The following is a 20,845-nucleotide window of genomic DNA, read 5'->3' on the forward strand; positions in this document are numbered from 1 at the left end:
CTGGCCCAGCCGAAACAGCCGACGTCAGCACACATAAACGCTAAGCCTCGTGCCCCAGATTCAATGAGAAAGACACGCACTTACCCCAGATTCAATGAGAATGCCCCAGAATCAATGAGAACGGACAGATAGGACGGCTCGGACCTCCATCGGGTGTCTCCCGGCTTCCCCGCCGCGCGATGTCATTTCGTCACTGTGACGATTTCATGCCGCCTAGCCGGACCTGGAAAGCACTCGCTCCGAGGCGATTTCGAGCATGCGACCCGCCAGACTGATAGCAACCAAAAAGTCGGCCATCGGCACACATCCAGAAGGGCGCGCGTCATCAGGCTCGTGCTGTCGCCGGCGCCACCAAAACAGCGACCTCGCCCCCTGGGCCCTCCCCGCCTCTCCCCGCGGAACGACCATCGTTATGTCACGTGACGATTTGCGCACTCCCCGCCTGTCCATCGCGCGAATCGTTCGTGGCAAATACCGGACAATGCGGTCACCGTGCGGGATCGTTGTCACATGAGCCCCAAGGTTCCCACCCCTAAAGAAATCAGAGAAGCGGCGCAGGCGGCCGCCGAGACCGCCCAGACGGTCGCCACTGAGGCGATGCGCATCCCACCCGCATCGCTACAGATGATGGCCCAAGTGCCGGACCTCATCGAGAACATGGCCGCGGCGACGGAGCGCCTCAATGCGGCGATCGACCGTGCGGAACGCTATCTCGCACTGGCCGATCCGATGATCCGGACCATGGACGCGATCGTGCCCCAACTTGAGGCGCTGATCGCCACCGGCAACGACGTCTACAACGCCGTAGGCCGAATCCCCGGCGTTGCGACGGTGGGCCGGTTCGCGTCTCGGACCTCGAACCCGCCGGCAGACAAGAAGCCCTCCGGTGGACGCACCCGCAAGAAACCCTGACGCAAGCCGCCGAGTGATCACTCGTAGTTGACTTCACCGCGCGGAAACGGCCGCCCTCGGAAGTCGATCTGCGCGGTCGGGTTCGCCACCGCGGTCACCATGCCGGACCCGAAGGCGCCCTGCCGGTCGAACAGCGTCGCTGTACCGACCGAGATTCCGTCAGCCACCCAGTGCGAGTCCCCCTGCACGAGAATCCACTCGTCGAGCGGCAAGCGCGACAACGATACCGTGAGGTCACCGTTGATATAGCCGATCCCCTCGGTGCCCAAATTGGTCACCAAGCTCGTCGACTCTGCTACGTTGACGGCTCTGATGAAGGGTGAGACCGGCTCTCCTGCAATGATATTCGGGCTCGTATAGAAGAACCGTTTGCGGGAAGTGTTTTGGTGAGCCTCCGGCGACCGCGTCCAACCGCCATCATCGCTGCCGATGAACGGTACGAGATCCCCATCCGGGGTCGGCAACTGCGGTGCATCGACCGGCGCGATCCACTCCTCACCGGGCGGCGCAGCCGATCGTCGGTACTGCACCAGCGTGGCACGTGCGACCGGCCGACCATCCTGCACCACTTCGCATTCCGCATTGCGTACGCGCCGACCGTCACGGATCACCCGCACCTCAACGGTCGTCGGCAGGTTGCGCGCCGCCCGGAACAAGTCGACGGTGATCCGCGTCGGCATGAAGTCCGGCGAACCGCACTCCTTTTCGAGCGCCTGCGCCGCCAACCCGACGATGGCCGGTCCGTTGAGATGATCATCACCCCAATGGCTCTGGGCGAAGATCGACGGCATGAATGCGCCGTCCGCCGTCGGCGTGAAATACGCGGGGTCAGTGCTCATCTGCGGATCTTCGCACAGGACGCCAATGGCGCTTCGGCTAGGTGTTGCGACCGCCGTTGACGCCGATGATCTGACCGGTGATGTAGCCGGCTTCCTCCGAGACGAGAAACGCGCACGTGGCCGCGATGTCCTCGGGCTTACCCATGCGGCGCACAGGGGTCGCGTCGATGGTGGCCTGAACGTCGCCGAGGTAGCCCCGCGCCTCTGCCGCTCGCAGCATCGGCGTGTCGATGAAGCCCGGCGGCACGGCGTTCACGGTGATGCCTGCCGGACCGTATTCGAGCGCCAGCGTCTTCGTCAGCCCGTTCACCGCCGATTTCGCCGCCACGTAGTGCGACATGTACGGCGCACCGGAGTGTGTGCTCGACGACGAGATGTTGACGATCCGACCCCAGCCGGCGTCCACCATGTCGGGCAGTACCGCCTGCACACAGTGAAAGACGCCGTTGAGGTTGACGTCGACCACGCGCTGCCACTGCTCGAACGTGATGTCGCCGAACCGCGAGAAGCCGTCCAGGCCCGCAGCATTGACCAGAATCGCCACCGGTCCGAGCTGGCTACGGACGGTCGAAAGCGCGGCGTCGACCTGACCGCGATCAGTGACGTCGGCGGTGAAGGTGGACTCCTCGTCGCTCGGCGCCAGGTCGAGCGTGGCGACGCGAAAGCCGTCGGCGCGCAAGCGCTTCACGATCGCGCGTCCGATCCCCGAGCCGCCGCCGGTGACGACCGCTGTCTTCATTCACTTATCCTTTCGTAATCTCTTGTCAGAGAACGCGTTATGCCGATCAGTGGAGCATCCGCAGACCAAGGAGTTCTGACGCGCGTCCTAAAGGTCTAGCAGACGCGCACTCGGCGCCGGAGGTCGACCGCGGCCTCAGGGACGACGGCCCAAGACCGCCCACACGTCGCGCCGTCCCGCCTTGTGCGCGCCGACCGTCACGTCCGCAAAGCCCGAAGACCGACACAGCTCCGCGAACGCGTCAGCCTGCTGGCGTGTCCACCCGTGGCTGGCCAGGCCCGTCGCACCCGGCTTCGTCTGTCGCTCGACAGCGAGCAGGCGGCCACCGGGGACCAGCAGTCGGGCCGCCTCGTTCAGCCCCGCATCCACGTCTTGCCAGTGGTGCACGGTCGCCAGCGACCACACCACGGTCGCCGACTGGTCCGAGAGGGGCACGCGCTCGGCGGTGCCTGTCGTCCACGCAACGGAACCGTCGGGGGTGAACATGCGGGCGAGCCGCAGCATCACGGGCGCCGGATCAACGCCGGTCGCGGCCGCACCGCGACGGACGGCCTCCCGGACCGCGGACCCGGGCCCACACCCGATGTCGACGACGGTGTCCGCGGCCGACACACCGGTGAGGTCCGCCGCCAGGCGGGCAGTCGGCCGCCCCATGAGCATCAAGACCAGCCCGACCAGCGCGCCCATCGGGCCTGCGAAGCCGGGATGGTCGGCGTGGTGGTTGACGGGCAGATTCTCGGCGGCGCTCACGACCACTAGCTTGCCGCTTCAAGTCGGCTTGAAGTCAAATGGCGGCATGGACGCGATTCCCATCGGCGAAGCGGCCGCCCGGTTGCAGATGGCCTCATCGACGTTGCGCTACTACGACGAGCGCGGTCTGGTTCGTCCTCAGAAGCGGCTGGCCGGTCGGCGCATGTACGGCAACGACGAACTGCGCCGCCTGGCGCTGCTGAAGATCTTCAACAAACTGGGGCTGCCGCTGGACACCGCTGCGGCCGTCCTCGACGCCCCCAGCCCCCAGTGGCGCGAACTCGTGCGCCAGCAGATCGGCGAGCTCGACGAGGTGATCGCCCAGGCGCGCGGGGCTCAGCAGTTCCTCACGCATGCGCTGCACTGCCCCACCGACCACCCCGCCCGCCAATGCCCGACGATGACCGGGGCGTTGGACCGGCTGGTCGACGGCGCGTCGGTCGAGCAACTTGCCGCCGAACACGCCGATCCCTGACCGTGCGAGCAATACGTGCGGCTCGATCCGGGTATATGAGGCCGTACCGGGGAGGGACCACGATCATGACTGAGATGAACTATCTGGAGTTGCACGGCGACCGCGTCGCGTACCGAGACGTCGGCAGCGGTGAAGAAGCGCTGCTGCTGATCCACGGTATGGCCGGAAGCTCCGAAACGTGGCGGGCGGTGATCCCCCAGCTGTCGCGGCGATATCGCGTCATCGCGCCCGACCTGTTGGGGCACGGTCAGTCGGACAAGCCCCGCGGCGACTACTCGCTGGGCGCGTTCGCGGTGTGGCTGCGCGACCTGCTCGATGAACTCGGCGTGTCCAAGGCCACCGTCGTCGGCCAATCGCTGGGCGGCGGGGTGGCCATGCAGTTCGTCTACCAGCATCCCGACTACTGCCAGCGCCTCGTGCTGATCAGCAGCGGCGGGCTGGGACCCGACGTCGGCTGGACGCTTCGCCTGCTCTCAGCGCCGGGTTCGGAATTCCTGCTTCCGCTCATCGCACCCCGAGCCGTCTTGGCCGCGGGTAACCGGCTGCGCAACTGGTTCTCCACCGCGGGCATCCAATCGCCACGCGGCGCGGAGATGTGGAGTGCTTATTCCTCGCTGGCCGACGCCCAGACACGCCACGCCTTCCTTCGGACGCTGCGCTCGGTCGTCGACTATCGCGGCCAAGCCGTCAGCGCCCTGAACCGGCTGCACGTCGCATCGGAGATGCCCATCATGGCCATCTGGGGTGACCAGGATCGCATCATTCCGGTCGGTCACGCGTACGTGGCGCAAGAGGCACGGCCCGAATGCCGGCTCGAAGTGCTCGAAGGCGTCGGGCACTTTGCGCACGTGGAACGCCCCAGTGAGGTGGTGGACCTGCTCGACGATTTCATCACCACGACCGCGCAGCCGGCCGGGCAACCCGTCACCCACAGCGAGCCGTAGCCGCGTCGCCTGCACCGCCCGGTACGGGCGGCTCCGGAACGCGCAGACATAATCGACGAAACGGAAGGTCATCTAAGGATCGGAGCGGGCTGTGGTCGGGACCGGCGCGGCGCAGTCGCCAGCGATCGGTCGCGAACGCTCCCCTCGCGTCCTGGTCGCCGGGCTGTCCATCGTCGTGCTGACCGTCGCGGTGCTGCAGACGGCCGTCGTCCCGGTGCTGGGCATCATCGCCGACCAACTCGACGCATCCATTGTCGGCGTGAGCTGGGCGGTCACCGCGAACCTGCTGGCCGCCGTCGCGGCCACGCCGCTGCTCGGCCGGCTTGCCGACCTTCACAGCAAGCATCGCGTCCTGCTCGGCGTGCTCGTCGTCGTGCTGGCCGGATCACTGCTCGCGGCCGTCACGTCGTCCCTCGAACTGCTCATCGTCGCCCGCGTGCTCCAGGCCGCCTCCTTCGCCCTCTACCCGATCAGCATCGCGATCCTGCGCGAGGAACTGCCCCCCGACCGTCTGATGTCGGCGATGGCGGTGTTGTCCGGGACGTTGGGCTTCGGCGGCGGAACCGGCCTCGTCGTGGTGGGCCTGCTGATGACCGGTGACGCGGGCTATCACCGGGTGTTCTGGTTGACGACCGCGTTCACGGTCGTGGTGATCGCGATCGTGCTCCTGGTGGTGCCGCGACGGCCGCGCCACGTCGCCGGATCGATCGACTGGCTGGGAGCGGTGGGTTTGGCGGTGGGGTTGTCGGCGCTGCTGTTGGCGATCAGCCAGGGCCAGACGTGGGGTTGGGCATCGCCTGCCACCGTCGGCTGCGTTCTCGGTGCAGTGGCGGTGCTGGCGGGCTGGTGGTGGTGGGAGCGTCACATCAACCGCCCGCTGGTATCGACGGCGATGCTCACCCGGCGCCCGATCCTGCTCACCAACGTCGCCACGATCTTCGTCGGCATGGGCCTGTACTTCGCGTTCCTCGGGTTGACGCTCTTCGTTCAAATACCGCGTGAGGCAGCGGGTTACGGCTTCGGCGCGACGGTACTGGAGGCCAGCGTCGTCTATCTGCTTCCGGGTGCGTTCACCGGGTTTATCGTCGCGTTGGTCAGCGGTAGGTTCATCGACCGTTTCGGCGCCCGGCCGGTGCTCCTCGTGGCGGCGGTCGCCGGTATCGCCGGCTTCCTGTTCGTCGCGCTGGTGCACTCGCACACGTGGCAGATCATCGTCGCGAGCATCCTCGCCAACGCCTACATCAGCCTCGGCTACGGCGCGCTGCCCGCGTTGGTCGTCAGCGAGGTGGACGCCGGTGAGACGGGCGTGGCCACGAGCATGAACGCGATAGCCCGCACCATCGGTAGTTCGATCGCGGCCGCGGTCGTCGCCATGTTGCTCAGCCGGTCGGTGCCGGGAACGGGCGTGCCGATGGAGAACAGCTTCTTCGCGATCTTCCTGGGCGGCGCGATCACGTCGATGCTCGCGCTGGTGCTGATCGCCATGTCGCGTCCGTCGTCACGGCCGATCGATTCCGTGGAGGCCCGCTACGAAACGCGTGCCATGAACCACGAATGGGGCTGACGCCGCCCAGCCAGCGACGTCCGTTGGTCAGTGCAGCGCGGCCAGATTGCTGACCGACTTGCGCACGTCGGATTCGATCACCTTGGCGACCAGATTGCCGATGCGCGTGTTCAACAGCCCGCCAGACAGGTCAGCGACCACCTGAAACGTCGACCCTGGATTGTCGGCGCGGACGCACAGCGTCAACCCGATGCGAATGCCCGGGCGGCCCCGGCCGACCATCTCGACGACCTTGGGCTCGTCGTAGCGCGTGACTTGCCAATGGATGGTGTTGCGGAATCCCTTGACCTTGATCAGCGACGAGACGCATGTCCCGACCTCGATGTTGGCGGGCACCTCGCTGCGCCACCCGCCGAAGATCGTCAGCCACTCGTCGAACCGGCTCAGGTCCGAGGCCAACTCCCACGCCTTGTGCGGGGCCAGGTCCGACGACACCGCAACGTCCACTGCTGCCATGACTAGTGCCGTACCCCCCGAACCGGGGCAGGTAAACGGCGTTTCGCCCGATCATGGCGGCGCCGACTGCGAAACTGATCACGACACCGGTTCAGCGTCGGCACCGCCTGCGGTCTGCCGGGCGGGCCGACGACTGCACCGGTGACGCGAATCTGGTGCCCGGCATCACATCAGACGAAGGATTCCATTGTGAATATGTAAATTCCCTGCGGAATCGCTTGCGAACGACCGCTCGATCCGCGATTGTTTTACCCACAGCTCAGGGGGCTGCCCGTAGGAGGATCCGCACTGACCGGCACACACACCACCGCCGTCGACCGATCATCGGGACACAGCGAGGCGGCCCGCCCGTCGGGCGCCCCGGTCATCGAGATCGACCACGTCACCAAACGCTTCGGCGACTTCGTCGCCGTGGCCGACGCGGACTTCTCCATCGCCTCCGGCGAATTCTTTTCGATGCTGGGACCGTCGGGGTGCGGCAAGACCACCACCCTGCGCATGATCGCCGGCTTCGAAAGCCCGACCGACGGTGCGATCCGGCTCGAAGGTGTCGATGTTTCGAAAGTTCCGCCTCACAAACGCAACGTCAACACGGTGTTCCAGCACTATGCGCTGTTTCCGCACATGTCGGTGTGGGACAACGTCGCATACGGTCCCCGAAGCAAGAAGCTGGCCAAAAGTGAGATCCGTAAGCGGGTCGACGAGCTCCTCGAGATCGTCCGGTTAACCGATTTCGCCGATCGCCGTCCGGGCCAGCTCTCGGGCGGGCAGCAACAACGCGTCGCGCTGGCGCGGGCTCTGGTGAACTATCCGAGCGCGCTGCTACTCGACGAACCGCTCGGCGCGCTGGATCTCAAGCTGCGTCAGGTGATGCAGTTCGAGCTCAAACGCATTCAGCGCGAAGTGGGGATCACGTTCATCTACGTGACCCACGACCAGGAGGAAGCGCTGACCATGAGCGACCGCATCGCGGTCATGAACGCCGGCAACGTCGACCAGATCGGTACGCCGACGGAGATCTACGACCGACCCGCCACCGTGTTCGTCGCGAGCTTCATCGGGCAGGCCAACCTTTGGGCGGGCCGCCAGACCGGAAGGGCCAACCGGGATTACGTCGAGATCGAGGTGCTGGGCTCGACGCTGAAAGCGCGGCCGGGCGAGACGACGATCGAACCCGGAGGCCACGCGACGCTGATGGTGCGGCCCGAACGGATCCGCGTGTGCATGGATGCTCCCACCGGTGATCTCGTCGGCGTGCGCGCGACGGTCACCGATCTGACCTTCCAGGGTCCGGTGGTTCGGCTGTCGTTGGCTGCGCCGGATGACTCGGCGATGATCGCCCACATCGGCCCCGAGGAGGATCTGCCGCTGCTGCGCCCCGGCGACGAGGTCCACGTCTGCTGGACACCGGACGCCTCACTCGTGTTGCCTGCAGCCGACATTCCCACCGCCGAGGATCTCGAGGAGATGCTCGACGATTCCTGATCGTCACCCGTGGCGATCCGGCACCGCCCCGAGCGGCGACTCGGAAGTTGTCGGCCCCTCCCCTCCCTCCGACGAAAGGCACAGCCGCCCATGCCCTACGAGATGGATCCCCGCCTCTCCCGCTTCGCCGCCAACCGCACGTCGCGCCGCCGCTTCATCGGTGGAGGCGCCGCTGCGGCCGCCGCCGTGGTGCTCGGCCCGTCGTTCCTCGCGGCGTGTGGATCAGACAGCAGCACTTCCGACACCACCACCCAAGAGGGCGGACCGGCGAGCGGCACACTGCGGATCTCGAACTGGCCGCTGTACATGGCCGAGGGGTTCATCGCCGCCTTCCAGCAGGGCTCGGGTATCACCGTCGACTACAAGGAAGACTTCAACGACAACGAGGAATGGTTCGCCAAGGTCAAGGAACCGTTGTCGCGCAAGCAGGACATCGGCACCGACCTCGTGGTGCCCACCTCCTTCATGGCGTCACAGATCCGGAAGCTGAACTGGGTCAACGACTTCAGCGAAGACGGCATTCCGAACAAGAAGAATCTGCGACCCGACCTGCTCGACGCGCAGATGGATCCGGGCCGCAAGTGGAGCGCGCCCTACATGACCGGCATGGTCGGCCTGGCCTACAACCGCGCCGCCACCGGACGTGACATCACCACGATCGACGATCTGTGGGATCCGGCGTTCAAGGGCCGCGTCAGTATGCTTTCCGACTTCCAGGACGGCCTGGGCATGATCATGCAGTCCCAGGGCGGAGACCCCGCATCGCCCAACACCGAATCGGTGCAGAATGCGGTGAACCTCGTCCGCGACCAGAACGACCGAGGCCAGATCCGCCGGTTCACCGGCAACGACTATGCCGACGACCTGGCTGCGGGCAATGTCGTGGTCGCGCAAGCCTATTCGGGCGATGTGGTGCAGCTACAGGCCGACAACCCCGACCTGCAGTTCGTGGTACCGGAGACCGGTGGCACCGACTTCCTCGACACGATGGTCATCCCCTACACCACGCAGAACCAGAAGGCCGCCGAAGCGTGGATCGACTTCGTCTACGACCGGGCCAACTACGCCAAACTCATCGCCTTCACGCAGTTCGTTCCGGTGCTCTCGGACATGACGGCAGAACTCGACCGGATCGACCCGAATCTGGGCAAGAACGAGCTGATCAATCCCCCGCGATCCACCCTCGACCGGATCAAGGCCTGGGCTCCGCTCGAGGACGAGCAGAAGCAGCAGTACGCCACGATGTACGCCGAAGTCACCGGCGGTTGATAGATGGCGGGAGTCGCCAGTAGCGGCCGACAGCGCAGCAGGATCGCACCGTATCTGATGATCCTGCCGGCGATGGCGTACTTGGCGGTGTTCTTCGTCATTCCGTTCATCTCCCTGGCGCGGATGTCTCTGTCGAAGGCCAGCGGCTCGATTTTCCTTCCGACACTGACGTTCTCATGGGACTTCGGGAACTACGCCGAGGCGTTCAGCAAGTATCAGGAGCAGATACTGCGGTCGTTCGGCTACGCGACCACCGCGACGGTGCTGTGCGTGCTGCTCTCGTTCCCCTTGGCGTATGTGATCGCTTTCAAGGCCGGGCGTTTCAAGAACCTCATCCTCGGACTGGTGATCCTGCCGTTCTTCGTGACGTTCCTGATCCGCACCATCGCGTGGAAAACCATTCTGGCCGACAACGGTTGGGTGGTCGGCGCGCTGGACGCGATCGGGCTGCTGCCCGCCGACGGGCGGCTGTTGTCGACCAGTTGGGCCGTCATCGGGGGCCTCACCTACAACTGGATCATCTTCATGATCCTGCCGCTGTACGTCAGCTTGGAGAAGATCGATCCCCGACTCATCGAGGCCTCCAAGGACCTGTACTCGTCCAACACCCGCAGCTTCACCAAAGTCATCCTGCCGCTGTCGCTTCCCGGGCTGCTGGCCGGCAGCCTGCTCGTCTTCATCCCGGCCGCGGGTGACTTCATCAACGCCGAGTATCTGGGCAGCACCCAAACGACGATGATCGGCAACGTGATTCAGCAGCAGTTCCTGGTCGTCAAGGACTACCCGGCAGCGGCGGCGCTGAGCATGGTGCTGATGGGCATCATCCTCGTCGGTGTCCTCCTTTACACCCGGGCATTGGGCACGGAGGAACTCGTATGACCGTCCAGGCGATGGACGCCGCGACCAGCCTCACGCCGGCCAAGAAAGTCAAGGGATCGCCGCGATGGGGTGATTGGCTGCTGCGGGCCGTCGCGGGACTGGTGCTGCTGTACCTGTTCCTGCCCATCTTCGTGATCGTACTGTTCTCGTTCAACGACCCGAAGGGCAAGTTCAACTACAGCTGGCAGGGTTTCACCCTGGACAACTGGGCCGATCCGTTCAAGTATCCCGCGCTGACCGAGGCGCTGAAGCTGAGCATCAACGTCGCCGCTGTCTCCACCGCGGTTGCATTGGTGCTGGGCTCGCTGGTGGCGATAGCCCTTGTGCGCCAACGGTGGCGGGGCCAGCGCGCGGTCGACACATTTCTCGTGCTGCCGCTGACGGCACCCGAGGTGGTCATGGGTGCGGCGCTGCTGGTGCTGTTCCTCGACCTCGGCTGGGCCACCGGTTATGTGACGATCGTGCTGGCGCACATCGCGTTCGAGGTCAGCTTCATCGCGATGACAGTTCGCGCGCGGGTGCGCGGATTCGACTGGACGCTCGAGGACGCGTCGATGGACCTCGGCGCCAGTCCGACGCGGACCTTCTTCCGGGTGACGCTGCCGCTGATAGTCCCAGGCATCGTTGCCGCGGGGATGCTGTCGTTCGCGTTGTCGCTCGACGACTTCATCATCACCTACTTCGTCAGCGGTTCGACGGTGACGTATCCGCTGTATGTCAACGCCGCGGTGAAGGCCGCGGTGCCACCGCAGATCAACGTTCTCGCCACGGCGATCCTGGTGATCAGCCTCATCCTGCTGGCAGCGGGAACCCTGTACCGGCGCAAGCGGATCGACGTCTAGCGCACGCTACGCGCCCGGGTGCGCCGGGTTCTGCACCAGGGCTGCGAATCCGGCGGAATCACGACCCTCGTGCAGAACTCGGCGCGAACTCACGCGCCGACCTCGGCGGGCAGCGAGGGCTCGCGAGCCCCGGCGCGGGCGGCGCCCATGCCGGCGGCCACGACGAAGCACATCCCGAGCACTCCGAGTGGCCTGGGCACCTGATGCAGGATGATGAGGCCGATGGCCATTGCGAAGCCGGGTTCGAGAGCCATCAGCGTGCCGAACGCCGCGGTCGTGAGTCTGCGCAACGCCAGGAGTTCCAACGCGAACGGCACGACCGGCAGCAGGATCGCCAGTCCGATACCGATCAGCAGGATCTCAGGAGACATTCGAGGCAGCACCAGATGGCCGACGGCGAGCGTCGCCACCAAACCAGCGACCGGCATCGACACCGCCAAACCGGACATGCCCACCACCTCGTCACCGACCCGCTGGGTCAACAGGATGTACGCCGCCCAGCAGGCGGCCGACGCCAGCGCGTAAAGGACGCCGACCGGATCGATCTCGCCGGCCCACGGTTGTGTGAGCAGCACGACCCCCGCCGCGGCCAACCCCGGCCACAGGAGGCGGGTCCTTCCGGTCCCGTGCGCGACCGCGACGGCCAAGGGACCGAGGAACTCGATCGCGCTGGCAGTGCCCAAGGGAATGCGGGCGAGCGCCGCCATGAACAATAAGGTGATGGCGGCAGTGACGACACCGAGCAGCACGCACATCCGAAAAGTCGCCCAGGTGAACGCGCTTGGTCGCGGCCGCACGATGACGAGCATCAGCACACCTGCCCATGCCAGCCGCAGCCAGGCCGCGCCTTCGGCGCCGATACGGTCGATCAGCGTCACCGCGACCGCCGCGCCAGTCTGCACGGACAGCATCGCCGCAACCGCCATCAGCACCCCGCTGCGGGTACGGCTCACCATTCCTGCATTGAACGGGATGTGGAGCGGTCGCGTCCACGGTATTTCGTTCGGCAGCCAGCCGTGGCTCTGCTACAGGCGAGCGAGGCTGAACGGGTAGGTGATGGTCCCGCCCGGCGCGCCGTCACAGCCGGTCGCGAACGAGGACTCGAGGATGCCCGATCGGGTCACGGCGTCCCATGAGTAGACGTCGCGGGTCGGGATCACCGGACCGTAGTAGACGTTGCCGCAGCGCAGCCCGTCCGGAACGTCGACGGTAAGGGTGTACCGGCCGGCTGCCAACTGGGCGTCCCCGCTGTACGCGAACGCCTTCGCGATGGGTTGCGGGATGGCCTGTACGTGCACACATCCGTCGGGGCAGCGCGAGATCGCCCACAGCCAGGTGTGGAAGTCGTAACGACCCTCGATCACCAGATGGAAGTTTCCGTACACGGTTTCGGCCCGACCGACTCCGGGGACGGTCAGCAGCGGGAGGGCCAGCATCACCACCACCAGCGCGGCGCGAACGCTGACCCCGGAGCGACGTTGCGCAGGCACGTCTCCTTGATACGTGATGTCGGCGACGGCGGGCCGCGGCGGTGCCACTCAGCGGGATCGCCTGTTCCACTGAGCGGGCGTTACCCGATCTCGGTGCCAGAACCGATTTAGGTTGACCTCGCCACGATCGTGAAGGAGTCGGCGATGCGGATACCCGGTGTCGCGGGATGTGTCGTCATTGTCGCTGTGACAGGGATCGGGTGCGCCGGTGACGCCAACGCCACCGAGGACCAGTGGGGACTCAACGGCAGCTATACCGCCACCTCGAACGGTGAATACGCCAAGACCAACGAGGTGTTTCGCGACGAAGCCAGCTTGCGAAGCACGTGGACCATAACGACGACGTGCAGCTACCCGACCGAGTGCACGGGCACCGTCCTCAGCGATTTCGGTTGGACGGCGCCGATCTACAAGACGGGTGGCGTCTGGTACGTCAAGCACACGGTCCAGGACTGGATTCCATGTCCTGACGGCACCACGGCCCCGGGCCTCCAGGTATTCCGGTTCGTCCCCGTCAACGAGGACGGCAGCATGACCGACCCCGCGTCGACGACGTTGGCCGGTGAGGATCAGACGACCGGCCCGAGCGGCGCGTGCGGCGTCAGCAAACCGGTGTTCATCACCATGCCGTTCAAGCTCGTCAAGAACGGCGACTGACCGAATCACCCACTCGGGACCAGGAGGTCCTGCCACTTCCGCGCACCGGCGGGCGCCACCAGATCGGCTTGCCGGAACACCTGCCCGTCGGGTGTCGCGTACTGACCCGTCTGCGGGTCGTAGGGGGCGAAGGCGACGGACGGCCCGCCACCGGAGCTCGAGGAACTCGGGGCCGCGGCGGGACCTGGACCGCCGGACAGCGGCGGCGCAGCTTCGCCTGGTTGGGCGGGCGGCATCGGCGTGCCCTGCACCGGACCGTAGATCCGCTCGTCGAAGTCGACGCGGTCGTCGGGCGCGACGCCCTGGGCGATCAGGCCCGGATCGATCGGGTACGGGCCCAGCGGATGCTGGCGCATCGCCAACGGCGCGAACGGCTTGTCGCTCTGGCACATTTCGACGGTCGGCGCGCGCTTGCCCGGTTGCGCCAGGCACGGATAGTTACGCGCACCGCGCACCCCGATCGGCGAATCCTGCGGCAGTTTGCAGTACAGGCCGTCGGGTGTGTCGACGATCGTCTCGTCCTCTGGTGAGCGCCACTGGTTCGGCGGTAGGAATCCGACCGTACACGCGGGCGGGTCGCTGATCACCAGCGTGAAATCCCCCAGCGCCATGCCGGTGGGGTTGTTGCGCGCCACGCCGACGGTCTGCGTGGCCGCCACGTAAGGGGGGAACAGTACCAGAAGTTGTTCCAGCGCAGCATGATACGTCACACCGACCTCGCCGACCGATGTCAGGTTGGCCAACAGCACGGGCAATGTGGCCTTAACGTCGTTGAACAACCGCGAGGCCTCGTCCGCCGCGCCGGGACCGGTCTCCAGGATCGTGCGCATCTGCGCGTCATCGGCCTCCAGTTGACCGGTGATACCCGCCACGCTGCGCGCCCAACTGCGGATGGCGTCGGCCGATTGCGCCTGACCGTCGAGCAGCGGGAGGCTGTCGTCGATCAACGCCCGCGTCCTGTCGGCGATCGCGTTGCCGTCACCGACGATTTTCGCCGACGAGTCCATCAGCGAACCGAAGTCGTATCCGGCCCCGTCCAACGCCTTGAACGACTCGTCGAGCAGACCGCTGATCTTGTCCTTCGGAATGCTGTCGACCAGTGCGCTGACCTGATCGAGCATCGGGCCGACGGCTTGCGGTACCGAAGCCTTCTCTCGGGAAATCACCGAGCCGTCTTGCAGGAACGGTCCGTTCGTGTCATCGGGAACCAGGTCGACGTACTGTTCTCCGACCGCGGACACGCTGCGTACCGCCGCCCGGGTATCAGCAGGAACCTTCGGCGCGGTGTTCAGAGACAGCGTCGCGACGGCGCCCTCGCGGGTGGCGCGCACGTCGAGGACCTTGCCCATCTGGACACCGCGGTAGGTCACGTTCGAGAACCGGTACAGACCTCCGGTGCCGGGCAGTTCGAGCTGCACTGTGATGCGGCCGATGCCCAACAGCGTCGGCACCTGCATGTAGCCGAACACCATCGACGCGATGCCGATCACCGAGGCGATGGTGAAGATGATGAGCTGATTACGAACGACGCGCGTCAACATCAGTTGTCGCCTCCGCCGGCGACCGCTGCGCCGTCCGTCGCGAGACCTGATCCGTGTTCGACGGTTTGGTCGGAATCGTCTTGCCCGTCAACGCTTTCGAACAGCAGCGGTGGCTCGGCGACCTCGGTGGGCGCCGGCGTGATCGGCGCGTTCAACGGGTCCAGAGTGTAGGTCAGATACCAGGGATCGCCCGGGGCGGGCACCATCGGCGCGCCCTCCTGCCCCCATCGGGTGCCGAGGAACAACCCCCGCTTGAGCCGCGGAATGGTGAAGTCGAAAATGATGAACTGGTTCATGTAATCGCCGCGGATCGCACGGTCGATGAAACTCTGCGTGTAGGGGAACGTCGGCGCGTAGGCGAGGACGGTGCCCAGACTCGGGCCGACGTCGGCGAGTGCGTGCAACGTAGGTTCGAGGTTGGCGAGGTTGCGCACGATGTCGTCTTTCGTGTCGTTGATCAGCCCGGTCGCCGTGTCACTGAACCGTCCCAGGCGCTCCAGTGCCTCGGTGATGCGCGGCCGTTCCTTGATCAGGACATCGAGAGCGGGCGGAATGCGTTGCAGTGCATTGGTGATGACGTCGCGTTCGGCGGCGAACGTGCCGGACATGCGATCCATCGCGGTGATGGAGGCGTTGATGTCGTCGCGTTGGGTGTCGAGCATCCCGATGAAATCGTTCAGGCGGACCAGCAGGTCCCTGATCTGGTCTTCGCGTCCGTTGAGTGCGGCGTTGAACTCGCGGACGATGTCACCCATCTGCCCGAGGCCGCCGCCGTTGACCACGACCGACAGCGAGGACAGCGTCTGCTCGGTGGACGGGTACGTCGACGACCTGTCGAGTCCGATGGTCGATCCGGGTTTCAGTGTGCCGCTGGGCGCCTGTCCCAGAGGGGGATCCAGCGCCAGGTGCATCGACCCGAGGAGGCTGGTCTGCCCCACAGTCGCCACCGCATTCGCCGGTATCACGACGTCGGGCCGCACCGACACCTCGATGTCGGCGTGCCAGTTCGTCACCTTCATCTTGCCGATGCTGCCGACGACGACGTCGCCGAGCATGACCGGTGAATTGGGTTCCAGGGATCCGACATTGGCGATCTGGACGTGATACACGGCGGCGTCCTCACCCCGTCCCACCGTGCCCGGGAGCGGCAGCGAGTTCACGCCTTCGAACGTGCACCCGGTCATCGCGAGGGCGACGCAACACGCCACGACGAGGCGACGGATCGAGCGGCGCGTCATGACGGCCCCATCGGGGTCGCCGGCGGCGCCGGTGCCTCGGCGGGCATCAACATCTCCTCGAGAGTCGTCGGCTGCGAGGCCGTCGTGGGTGGGCCCGGAGGAACCGGCGCACCCGGGAACAGGGCGGGTTGCGGCGCGGCCGGCAGTCCGTGCGGTGCGTAGGCGCCGGGCAGGCCCGGCGGAGTGGCCCACCCCGCCGGCGGCGGCACGTCACCGGCGCCGGTGTACGCCGATACCGCCGGCGCGGCTTCTGGGGGTACCGGAGCGCCGCCGGCTCCCCCGGGTGCCAGCGCGGGATCCGAATAGATCAGGTTGTCCGGGCTCGGCGACTTCTGCAGGTAGGCGTTGAAGGGCATCGGCAGATAGTTGAAATTGAGCAATCGCAGTGCGGGCCCGAGGTATTCCGCGCATGCCTTCGACGCCTCGGGCGCCGTGGCGTTCTTGACCGCCCCGATCGCCGAGCACACCAGTTGCACCGGGTTGGCGAAGTTCGCCAACGCGAAGCCGCCGATCATGGTGCCGGTGTCGGGGTTGTAGATGTTGTATCCGTTGCCGATCGCGTTGGGCGCGACGTGGAGCACGTTCTCCAGGGCCAGTCGATTGTCGGCGAGATTCTGTGTGACGGCGCCGAGGCGCTGGATCTGTTCGGCGGTCTGATCTCTGCTTCCCGCGATGAACCGCTGCACCTCGCCGACGGCTTCGGCGAGATAGGTGAGAGCGGCGTCGAGATCGGACCTGCTCGAATCGACGACGCTGCTCACCGTGGCGAGGCGGTCCTGGAACTGCACGATCTGCGCGTTGCTGTCGCGCAGTGCGTTGACGAAGGTCTGGAGGTTCACGATCACATCGACGATGTCGCCGCTGCCATCGGCGAGGATCCGGCCGACCTGTGCCAGCTGGGTGATGGTCTCGCGGAGCTTGTCGCCGTTGCCGTCCATAGCGTTGGCCGCGCTGTCGATGAAGCGGCTGACCGAGGTCGTCGAGATGTCGCCGCTGGGGCCGAGATCCGTTGCAAGCCGCGTCAGTTGCTCCTTGACCTCGTCCCACTCGACGGGCACCGCGGTCCGGTCGACGCCGATGACGGCGTCATCGGGGAGCGTCGGGCCGCTGGTCTCGTAGGCGGGGGCGAGCTGAACGTAGCGCGCCGACACCAGGTTCTGCGCGACTATCACCGCCTTGGCCTCGGCCGGGATCGGCACGTCACGGTCGACGGACAGCCGCATACGGGCTTGTGCTCCGTCGGGCTCGATCGACTCGATGGTGCCCACCCGCACCCCCGCGACGCGTACCTCGTCACCCGGATAGATCGCGGTCGCGGAGGCGAAGTACGCGGTGATGGTCCTGGGACCGAAATACGACTGCCGAACCACCACACCGGTTCCGGCGACGAGCAGGCCCACCAGGACCACCAGCAGCGTAGTGGTCAGGGGTTTGCGACCGATCATCGCGACCCTCCCGGAATACCGTTGTACGGGAACGGGAATTCGGCTCGTGGCCCCGCATTGTCCGGCGGCTGACCGGCGTTCACCCCGCGGCGATAGCCGAGCGCATAGTCGAGGAACGGTTGCAGCGACTGCGCGGGCAGGAGGTTGCCGACAAACGCGTTGTAGTAGAACCCGTTGTTGACGGCCTCACCCTGAGTCACCTGGTACTTGGCCAAGCCGGACAGGGCCTTGGCGATGTTGTCGCGGTTGCGCTCGAGCATCTCATAGACCGCGTTGAGCTTCTGCAACGTCGGCGCCAGTTCCTGCTCGTTGTCGTGCACCAGACCGGTCAACTGCTGGGCGACGGCCGAGGTGTTGGCGAGCAGGCTGACGATCGCGTACCGACGGTTCTCGAGAACACCCATCAGGTCGTTGGCGTTGAGGATCAAGGTGTTCAGCTGCTCGCTGCGCTCGGACAGCACACCCGTGACGTCGGCGGCGCTCTTGAGTAGCCGGCCCAGCGACTCGTCGCGTCCGTTCAGTGAGCGTGACAGCCGGCTCAGCCCGTCGAAGGTTGGTCCGAGTTGCGGCGCGATCCGGTCGATCGTGTCGGCCAGCGTGTCGAGGGCCTGGTTCACCGACGCGGTGTCGGTGTCGGTCGTGTTCGCGGTGAACTCGCTGACCGCCTCGGTCAGCGAGTACGGCGAAGAGGTCCTCGACAGCGGGATGACGTACAGCGGCTTCACCCGGTCATCGCCCGCCGGTTCCAGGGCCAGCGTGCGCTCCCCCAGCAGAGTGCCGGTGCGGATGTGCGCGGTGGTCTGGGATCCGACGCGGACCTTTCCGTCGACGGTGAACGTCACGAGCGCCTTGCCCTTGTCCAGGGACACATCGGACACCGAGCCGACCGTCATACCCGAGACCTTCACGTCGTTGCCCGGTGTCAGACCGCCGGCCTCGGTGAACAGCGCCTGATATCTGACGGCGGTGGCCCACGACCACAGCCGCTCCGGTTGCAGCCCCACGGCGATGATCAGGACGATAACCACAACGCCGATGAATCCGGCTCGAATCAGCGAGGGGGCACGGTATTTCAGCATCAGGGCTCCCCGCATCTTCCGTTGTTCTGCAGGATCCACGGGAAGTGCGCGGTGCGGCCCTGGAGGTCGGTGACCCTTACCGATATTCCGCACAGGTATTGGTTCAGGAAGCTTCCGTATGCGCCGAGACGCACGAGCTTCTTGTAGTTCTGCGGCGTCTTCTGCAGGGAGACATCCAGGAGCGGTATGTCCTTCTCGAGCAGCGGAGCGACGCGGTTGAGCTGATCGACGCTGCCGGCAAGTGGTGGCCGGGCCTGGCTCATCAGATCGGCGAGCGATGCGGTCCCGCTGTCCAGTGCGGTGATCGCCTCCCCGATCGGGTCGCGGTCGGCGGCCAGGCCGGTGATCAGCTTCTCGAGACGGTCCACCGCGCCGGAGAACTTGTTCCCGTCCTTGGCGATGGTGGCCAGTACCGCGTTGAGGTTGTCAATCAGGTTCCGCACGGTCTGGCCGTTGTCGGCGATCGAGTTCGTGAAGGATGCGGTCTTGGCGAACAGCGATTCGAGGTTTCCGCCCTGCCCCTGCAGGATCTGGATCAGCGAGCGGGTCAACGCGTTGACGTCGTCGGGGTTCAGGCCGCGGATCACGGGCTTCAGCCCGCCGAGAAGGAGGTCCAGATCCAGGGCCGGCTCGGTGCGGTCGGCGGGGATCTGCGAGCCGGGGCCGGCAACCCTCGTAGAGCCGGGCCCGTCGAGGAGTTCGAGGTACCGATCGCCGACCAGGTTGAGGTAGCGCACCGCGGCTTTGGTCCCGGTGGTGAGCACGATGTCGGGCGCGGTGTCGAAGGTGACCACGACGGTGTTGTCCGGTTGCAGGGAGACGTCGTGGACGGTGCCGACGCGGATACCCGAAACCCGCACCGAATCCCCGGGTTTGAGGTCGGAGACATCGGTGAACACCGCGGAGTAGTCGTGTGCGGACCCGGTGCGGTACTGGCCGAAGATCGCGAACAGCGCTCCGGTCAACAGCAGCATCACCGCGCCGAAGACGCTCAGTTTGATGGCTGTTCTGCCGCCGCTCATCCCGGTTGTCCGATCTGCGAGGTGTTGCGGGGCGGACCGTCGATCGGGCCGAACAGCGCCTGCTTGAGCGCATCGGAGTTCAGCAGGATCCCCTGGTTGCCGTACTGCGCGCGGCTGGCGTCGATGTCGCTGACGACATAGGGCGCCCGCGTTTCGTAGCCGACGTCGGGCAGTCCCGCGCACTGGGGTCCTCCCTTGGCCGCGACCTTGGGCAGGTTCTGAGGATAGCGGTAGCGTTCGGAGCCCAACACGAAGGAGTCGAGCAGCAGCACTCCGGGGACCGGCGAGGGTGCAGCGGTGGCCAGCGGGACCATACCTGCCAGAACGCAATTCAGTGCCGGGTGGTACTGGTTGGTCAGGTCGGTCGTGGGCACCAGAAGGTGGACGACGTCGGTGATCGCCTTGCGGTTGCCGGTGAGCACTTCGTCGCCGATGTCGGCCAACCCGATCGTGCTGAGCAGCAGGGTGTCGAGGTCCTGCTGTTTGTCGACGATCGTGTCGCTGATGCTGGTGGCGTTGTCGACGATGGCCAGCAGGTCGGGGCTGGCGTCGGCGTAGGCCTCGAGAACCTGTGGCATGACCGCGATGTCGTGACTCAGATTCCCCAGGCTGGGATCGATCTTCGCGAGCATTGCGTCCAGATCGGACAGCGTCTGCCCGAACTTCTCGCCCCGCCCGCTCAGACCCGAGGCCAGCGTCCCGAGCGTCTCGTTGAGCTTGGCGGGCTCGATGCGGTTCAACACCGAGACGAGTTGTTCGAAGATGGTGTTGATCTCGACGGTGACGTGGTCGGCGTCGAGCACCTGACCCGCACGGAGCCCCTGCGGGGACGGGTCCGCGGGCGGCACCAGTGCAACGGATTTCGCGCCGAACACCGTCGACGACGAGATGTCGACACGCACGTTGGCCGGTATCAGCTCCATCGCGGAGGGGTCCATGGCGAGGTGGATCGCGGCACGGCCGTCGGGCAGAGGCTCTACCGACGCGACAGTGCCCACTTGAGCGCCGTGCAGCTTGACCCTGGCGTCGGGGTTCATCACCAGGCCGGCGCGGTCGGTGACGACGGTGACCGGTTCGGTTTTGGTGAAGTCGCCGCGGAAGAGCGCGACGGCGATGGCGACGACCGCGACGACCGCGAGGACAGCGATGAGTCCCGCTGCCGGTCTTGCGTATTCACGTGGCTGCGCGGGCGCCGACGTCTGCTGGTTGGTCGTCAAGG

Annotated in this window: 21 protein-coding genes; 9 read left to right on the top strand and 12 right to left on the bottom strand. The window is 66.1% G+C overall.

The window, feature by feature from the left end; translation table 11 throughout:
* The first annotated feature begins 510 nt into the window (after positions 1-510).
* Positions 511-912, top strand: a complete 402-nt coding sequence (locus CEX88_RS21885; RefSeq protein WP_066840423.1) for a hypothetical protein — start codon at positions 511-513, stop codon at positions 910-912.
* A 17-nt stretch (positions 913-929) separates the two neighbouring features.
* Here the strand turns inward: CEX88_RS21885 and CEX88_RS21890 are convergent, their stop codons facing one another.
* The 3 genes from CEX88_RS21890 to CEX88_RS21900 all read right to left on the bottom strand — a co-directional run bounded on the left by CEX88_RS21890 (position 930) and on the right by CEX88_RS21900 (position 3,240).
* Positions 930-1,751: a thioesterase family protein gene (locus tag CEX88_RS21890; protein WP_066840421.1), complete on the bottom strand. Its 822-nt coding sequence runs from the start codon at positions 1,749-1,751 to the stop codon at positions 930-932.
* Between the two features lie 37 nt (positions 1,752-1,788).
* On the bottom strand, positions 1,789-2,490 hold the full coding sequence (locus CEX88_RS21895) for an SDR family NAD(P)-dependent oxidoreductase (RefSeq protein ID WP_066840420.1): 702 nt from the start codon (positions 2,488-2,490) through the stop codon (positions 1,789-1,791).
* 135 nt (positions 2,491-2,625) lie between these two features.
* Positions 2,626-3,240, bottom strand: coding sequence for a class I SAM-dependent methyltransferase (locus CEX88_RS21900; RefSeq protein WP_231987553.1), 615 nt, complete (start codon positions 3,238-3,240; stop codon positions 2,626-2,628).
* Positions 3,241-3,286: 46 nt separating this feature from the next.
* Between CEX88_RS21900 and CEX88_RS21905 the strand changes: the two genes are divergently transcribed.
* The 3 genes from CEX88_RS21905 (at position 3,287) to CEX88_RS21915 (ending at position 6,223) form a co-directional block, all read left to right on the top strand.
* Positions 3,287-3,715 carry a MerR family transcriptional regulator gene (locus CEX88_RS21905; protein WP_094295111.1) on the top strand — a complete coding sequence of 143 codons (429 nt, stop codon included), beginning with the start codon at positions 3,287-3,289 and terminating at the stop codon, positions 3,713-3,715.
* Between the two features lie 65 nt (positions 3,716-3,780).
* Positions 3,781-4,659 (top strand): alpha/beta fold hydrolase, encoded by an 879-nt coding sequence (locus CEX88_RS21910; RefSeq protein WP_094295160.1) that lies wholly within the window; start codon positions 3,781-3,783, stop codon positions 4,657-4,659.
* A 91-nt stretch (positions 4,660-4,750) separates the two neighbouring features.
* The gene (locus CEX88_RS21915; protein ID WP_238382166.1) at positions 4,751-6,223 is read left to right on the top strand and encodes an MFS transporter; all 1,473 of its coding nucleotides are present in this window, start codon (positions 4,751-4,753) and stop codon (positions 6,221-6,223) included.
* A 27-nt stretch (positions 6,224-6,250) separates the two neighbouring features.
* Here CEX88_RS21915 and CEX88_RS21920 read toward each other — a convergent pair whose 3' ends face one another.
* On the bottom strand, positions 6,251-6,679 hold the full coding sequence (locus CEX88_RS21920; RefSeq protein ID WP_094295112.1) for a type II toxin-antitoxin system Rv0910 family toxin: 429 nt from the start codon (positions 6,677-6,679) through the stop codon (positions 6,251-6,253).
* 456 nt (positions 6,680-7,135) lie between these two features.
* Here CEX88_RS21920 and CEX88_RS21925 point away from each other — a divergent pair, with 456 nt between their 5' ends.
* The 4 genes from CEX88_RS21925 to CEX88_RS21940 all read left to right on the top strand — a co-directional run bounded on the left by CEX88_RS21925 (position 7,136) and on the right by CEX88_RS21940 (position 11,154).
* Positions 7,136-8,164 (top strand): ABC transporter ATP-binding protein, encoded by a 1,029-nt coding sequence (locus tag CEX88_RS21925; RefSeq protein WP_369829748.1) that lies wholly within the window; start codon positions 7,136-7,138, stop codon positions 8,162-8,164.
* A gap of 90 nt (positions 8,165-8,254) precedes the next feature.
* Entirely contained in the window at positions 8,255-9,433 is a 1,179-nt protein-coding gene (locus tag CEX88_RS21930) for a polyamine ABC transporter substrate-binding protein (RefSeq protein WP_066840413.1), read from the top strand.
* Positions 9,434-9,436: 3 nt separating this feature from the next.
* Positions 9,437-10,312 (top strand): ABC transporter permease, encoded by an 876-nt coding sequence (locus tag CEX88_RS21935; RefSeq protein ID WP_064425540.1) that lies wholly within the window; start codon positions 9,437-9,439, stop codon positions 10,310-10,312.
* On the top strand, positions 10,309-11,154 hold the full coding sequence (locus CEX88_RS21940; protein WP_094295113.1) for an ABC transporter permease: 846 nt from the start codon (positions 10,309-10,311) through the stop codon (positions 11,152-11,154). Before CEX88_RS21935 ends, CEX88_RS21940 begins: the two co-directional genes overlap by 4 nt.
* Positions 11,155-11,243: 89 nt before the next feature.
* Here CEX88_RS21940 and CEX88_RS21945 read toward each other — a convergent pair whose 3' ends face one another.
* Together CEX88_RS21945 and CEX88_RS21950 are read right to left on the bottom strand one after the other, a co-directional pair.
* Positions 11,244-12,110, bottom strand: a complete 867-nt coding sequence (locus CEX88_RS21945) for an EamA family transporter (protein WP_094295114.1) — start codon at positions 12,108-12,110, stop codon at positions 11,244-11,246.
* A gap of 69 nt (positions 12,111-12,179) precedes the next feature.
* Positions 12,180-12,590, bottom strand: a complete 411-nt coding sequence (locus tag CEX88_RS21950; protein WP_094295163.1) for a hypothetical protein — start codon at positions 12,588-12,590, stop codon at positions 12,180-12,182.
* Between the two features lie 198 nt (positions 12,591-12,788).
* On the opposite strand from CEX88_RS21950, the gene CEX88_RS21955 reads away from it, so the two are divergent.
* On the top strand, positions 12,789-13,301 hold the full coding sequence (locus CEX88_RS21955) for an Rv2253/PknI dimerization domain-containing protein (RefSeq protein ID WP_202931608.1): 513 nt from the start codon (positions 12,789-12,791) through the stop codon (positions 13,299-13,301).
* A 5-nt stretch (positions 13,302-13,306) separates the two neighbouring features.
* Here the strand turns inward: CEX88_RS21955 and CEX88_RS21960 are convergent, their stop codons facing one another.
* The 6 genes from CEX88_RS21960 to CEX88_RS21985 are packed head-to-tail and all read right to left on the bottom strand — an operon-like array spanning position 13,307 to position 20,843.
* The gene (locus tag CEX88_RS21960; RefSeq protein WP_066840407.1) at positions 13,307-14,842 is read right to left on the bottom strand and encodes an MCE family protein; all 1,536 of its coding nucleotides are present in this window, start codon (positions 14,840-14,842) and stop codon (positions 13,307-13,309) included.
* Positions 14,842-16,080, bottom strand: coding sequence for an MCE family protein (locus CEX88_RS21965; protein WP_094295115.1), 1,239 nt, complete (start codon positions 16,078-16,080; stop codon positions 14,842-14,844). Before CEX88_RS21965 ends, CEX88_RS21960 begins: the two co-directional genes overlap by 1 nt.
* Complete coding sequence (locus CEX88_RS21970; RefSeq protein WP_066840405.1) at positions 16,077-17,525, bottom strand: MCE family protein; 1,449 nt, start codon at positions 17,523-17,525, stop codon at positions 16,077-16,079. The genes CEX88_RS21965 and CEX88_RS21970 overlap by 4 nt, the downstream gene beginning before the upstream one ends.
* Positions 17,522-18,604, bottom strand: coding sequence for an MCE family protein (locus tag CEX88_RS21975; protein ID WP_066840563.1), 1,083 nt, complete (start codon positions 18,602-18,604; stop codon positions 17,522-17,524). Before CEX88_RS21975 ends, CEX88_RS21970 begins: the two co-directional genes overlap by 4 nt.
* Positions 18,604-19,626, bottom strand: a complete 1,023-nt coding sequence (locus CEX88_RS21980; protein ID WP_094295116.1) for an MCE family protein — start codon at positions 19,624-19,626, stop codon at positions 18,604-18,606. Before CEX88_RS21980 ends, CEX88_RS21975 begins: the two co-directional genes overlap by 1 nt.
* Entirely contained in the window at positions 19,623-20,843 is a 1,221-nt protein-coding gene (locus tag CEX88_RS21985; RefSeq protein WP_066840402.1) for an MCE family protein, read from the bottom strand. The genes CEX88_RS21980 and CEX88_RS21985 overlap by 4 nt, the downstream gene beginning before the upstream one ends.
* Positions 20,844-20,845: the final 2 nt, after the last annotated feature.

Origin of the sequence: Mycobacterium neumannii (genome assembly GCF_002245615.1) — a bacterium.
In the GTDB taxonomy this organism is placed as follows: domain Bacteria; phylum Actinomycetota; class Actinomycetes; order Mycobacteriales; family Mycobacteriaceae; genus Mycobacterium; species Mycobacterium neumannii_A.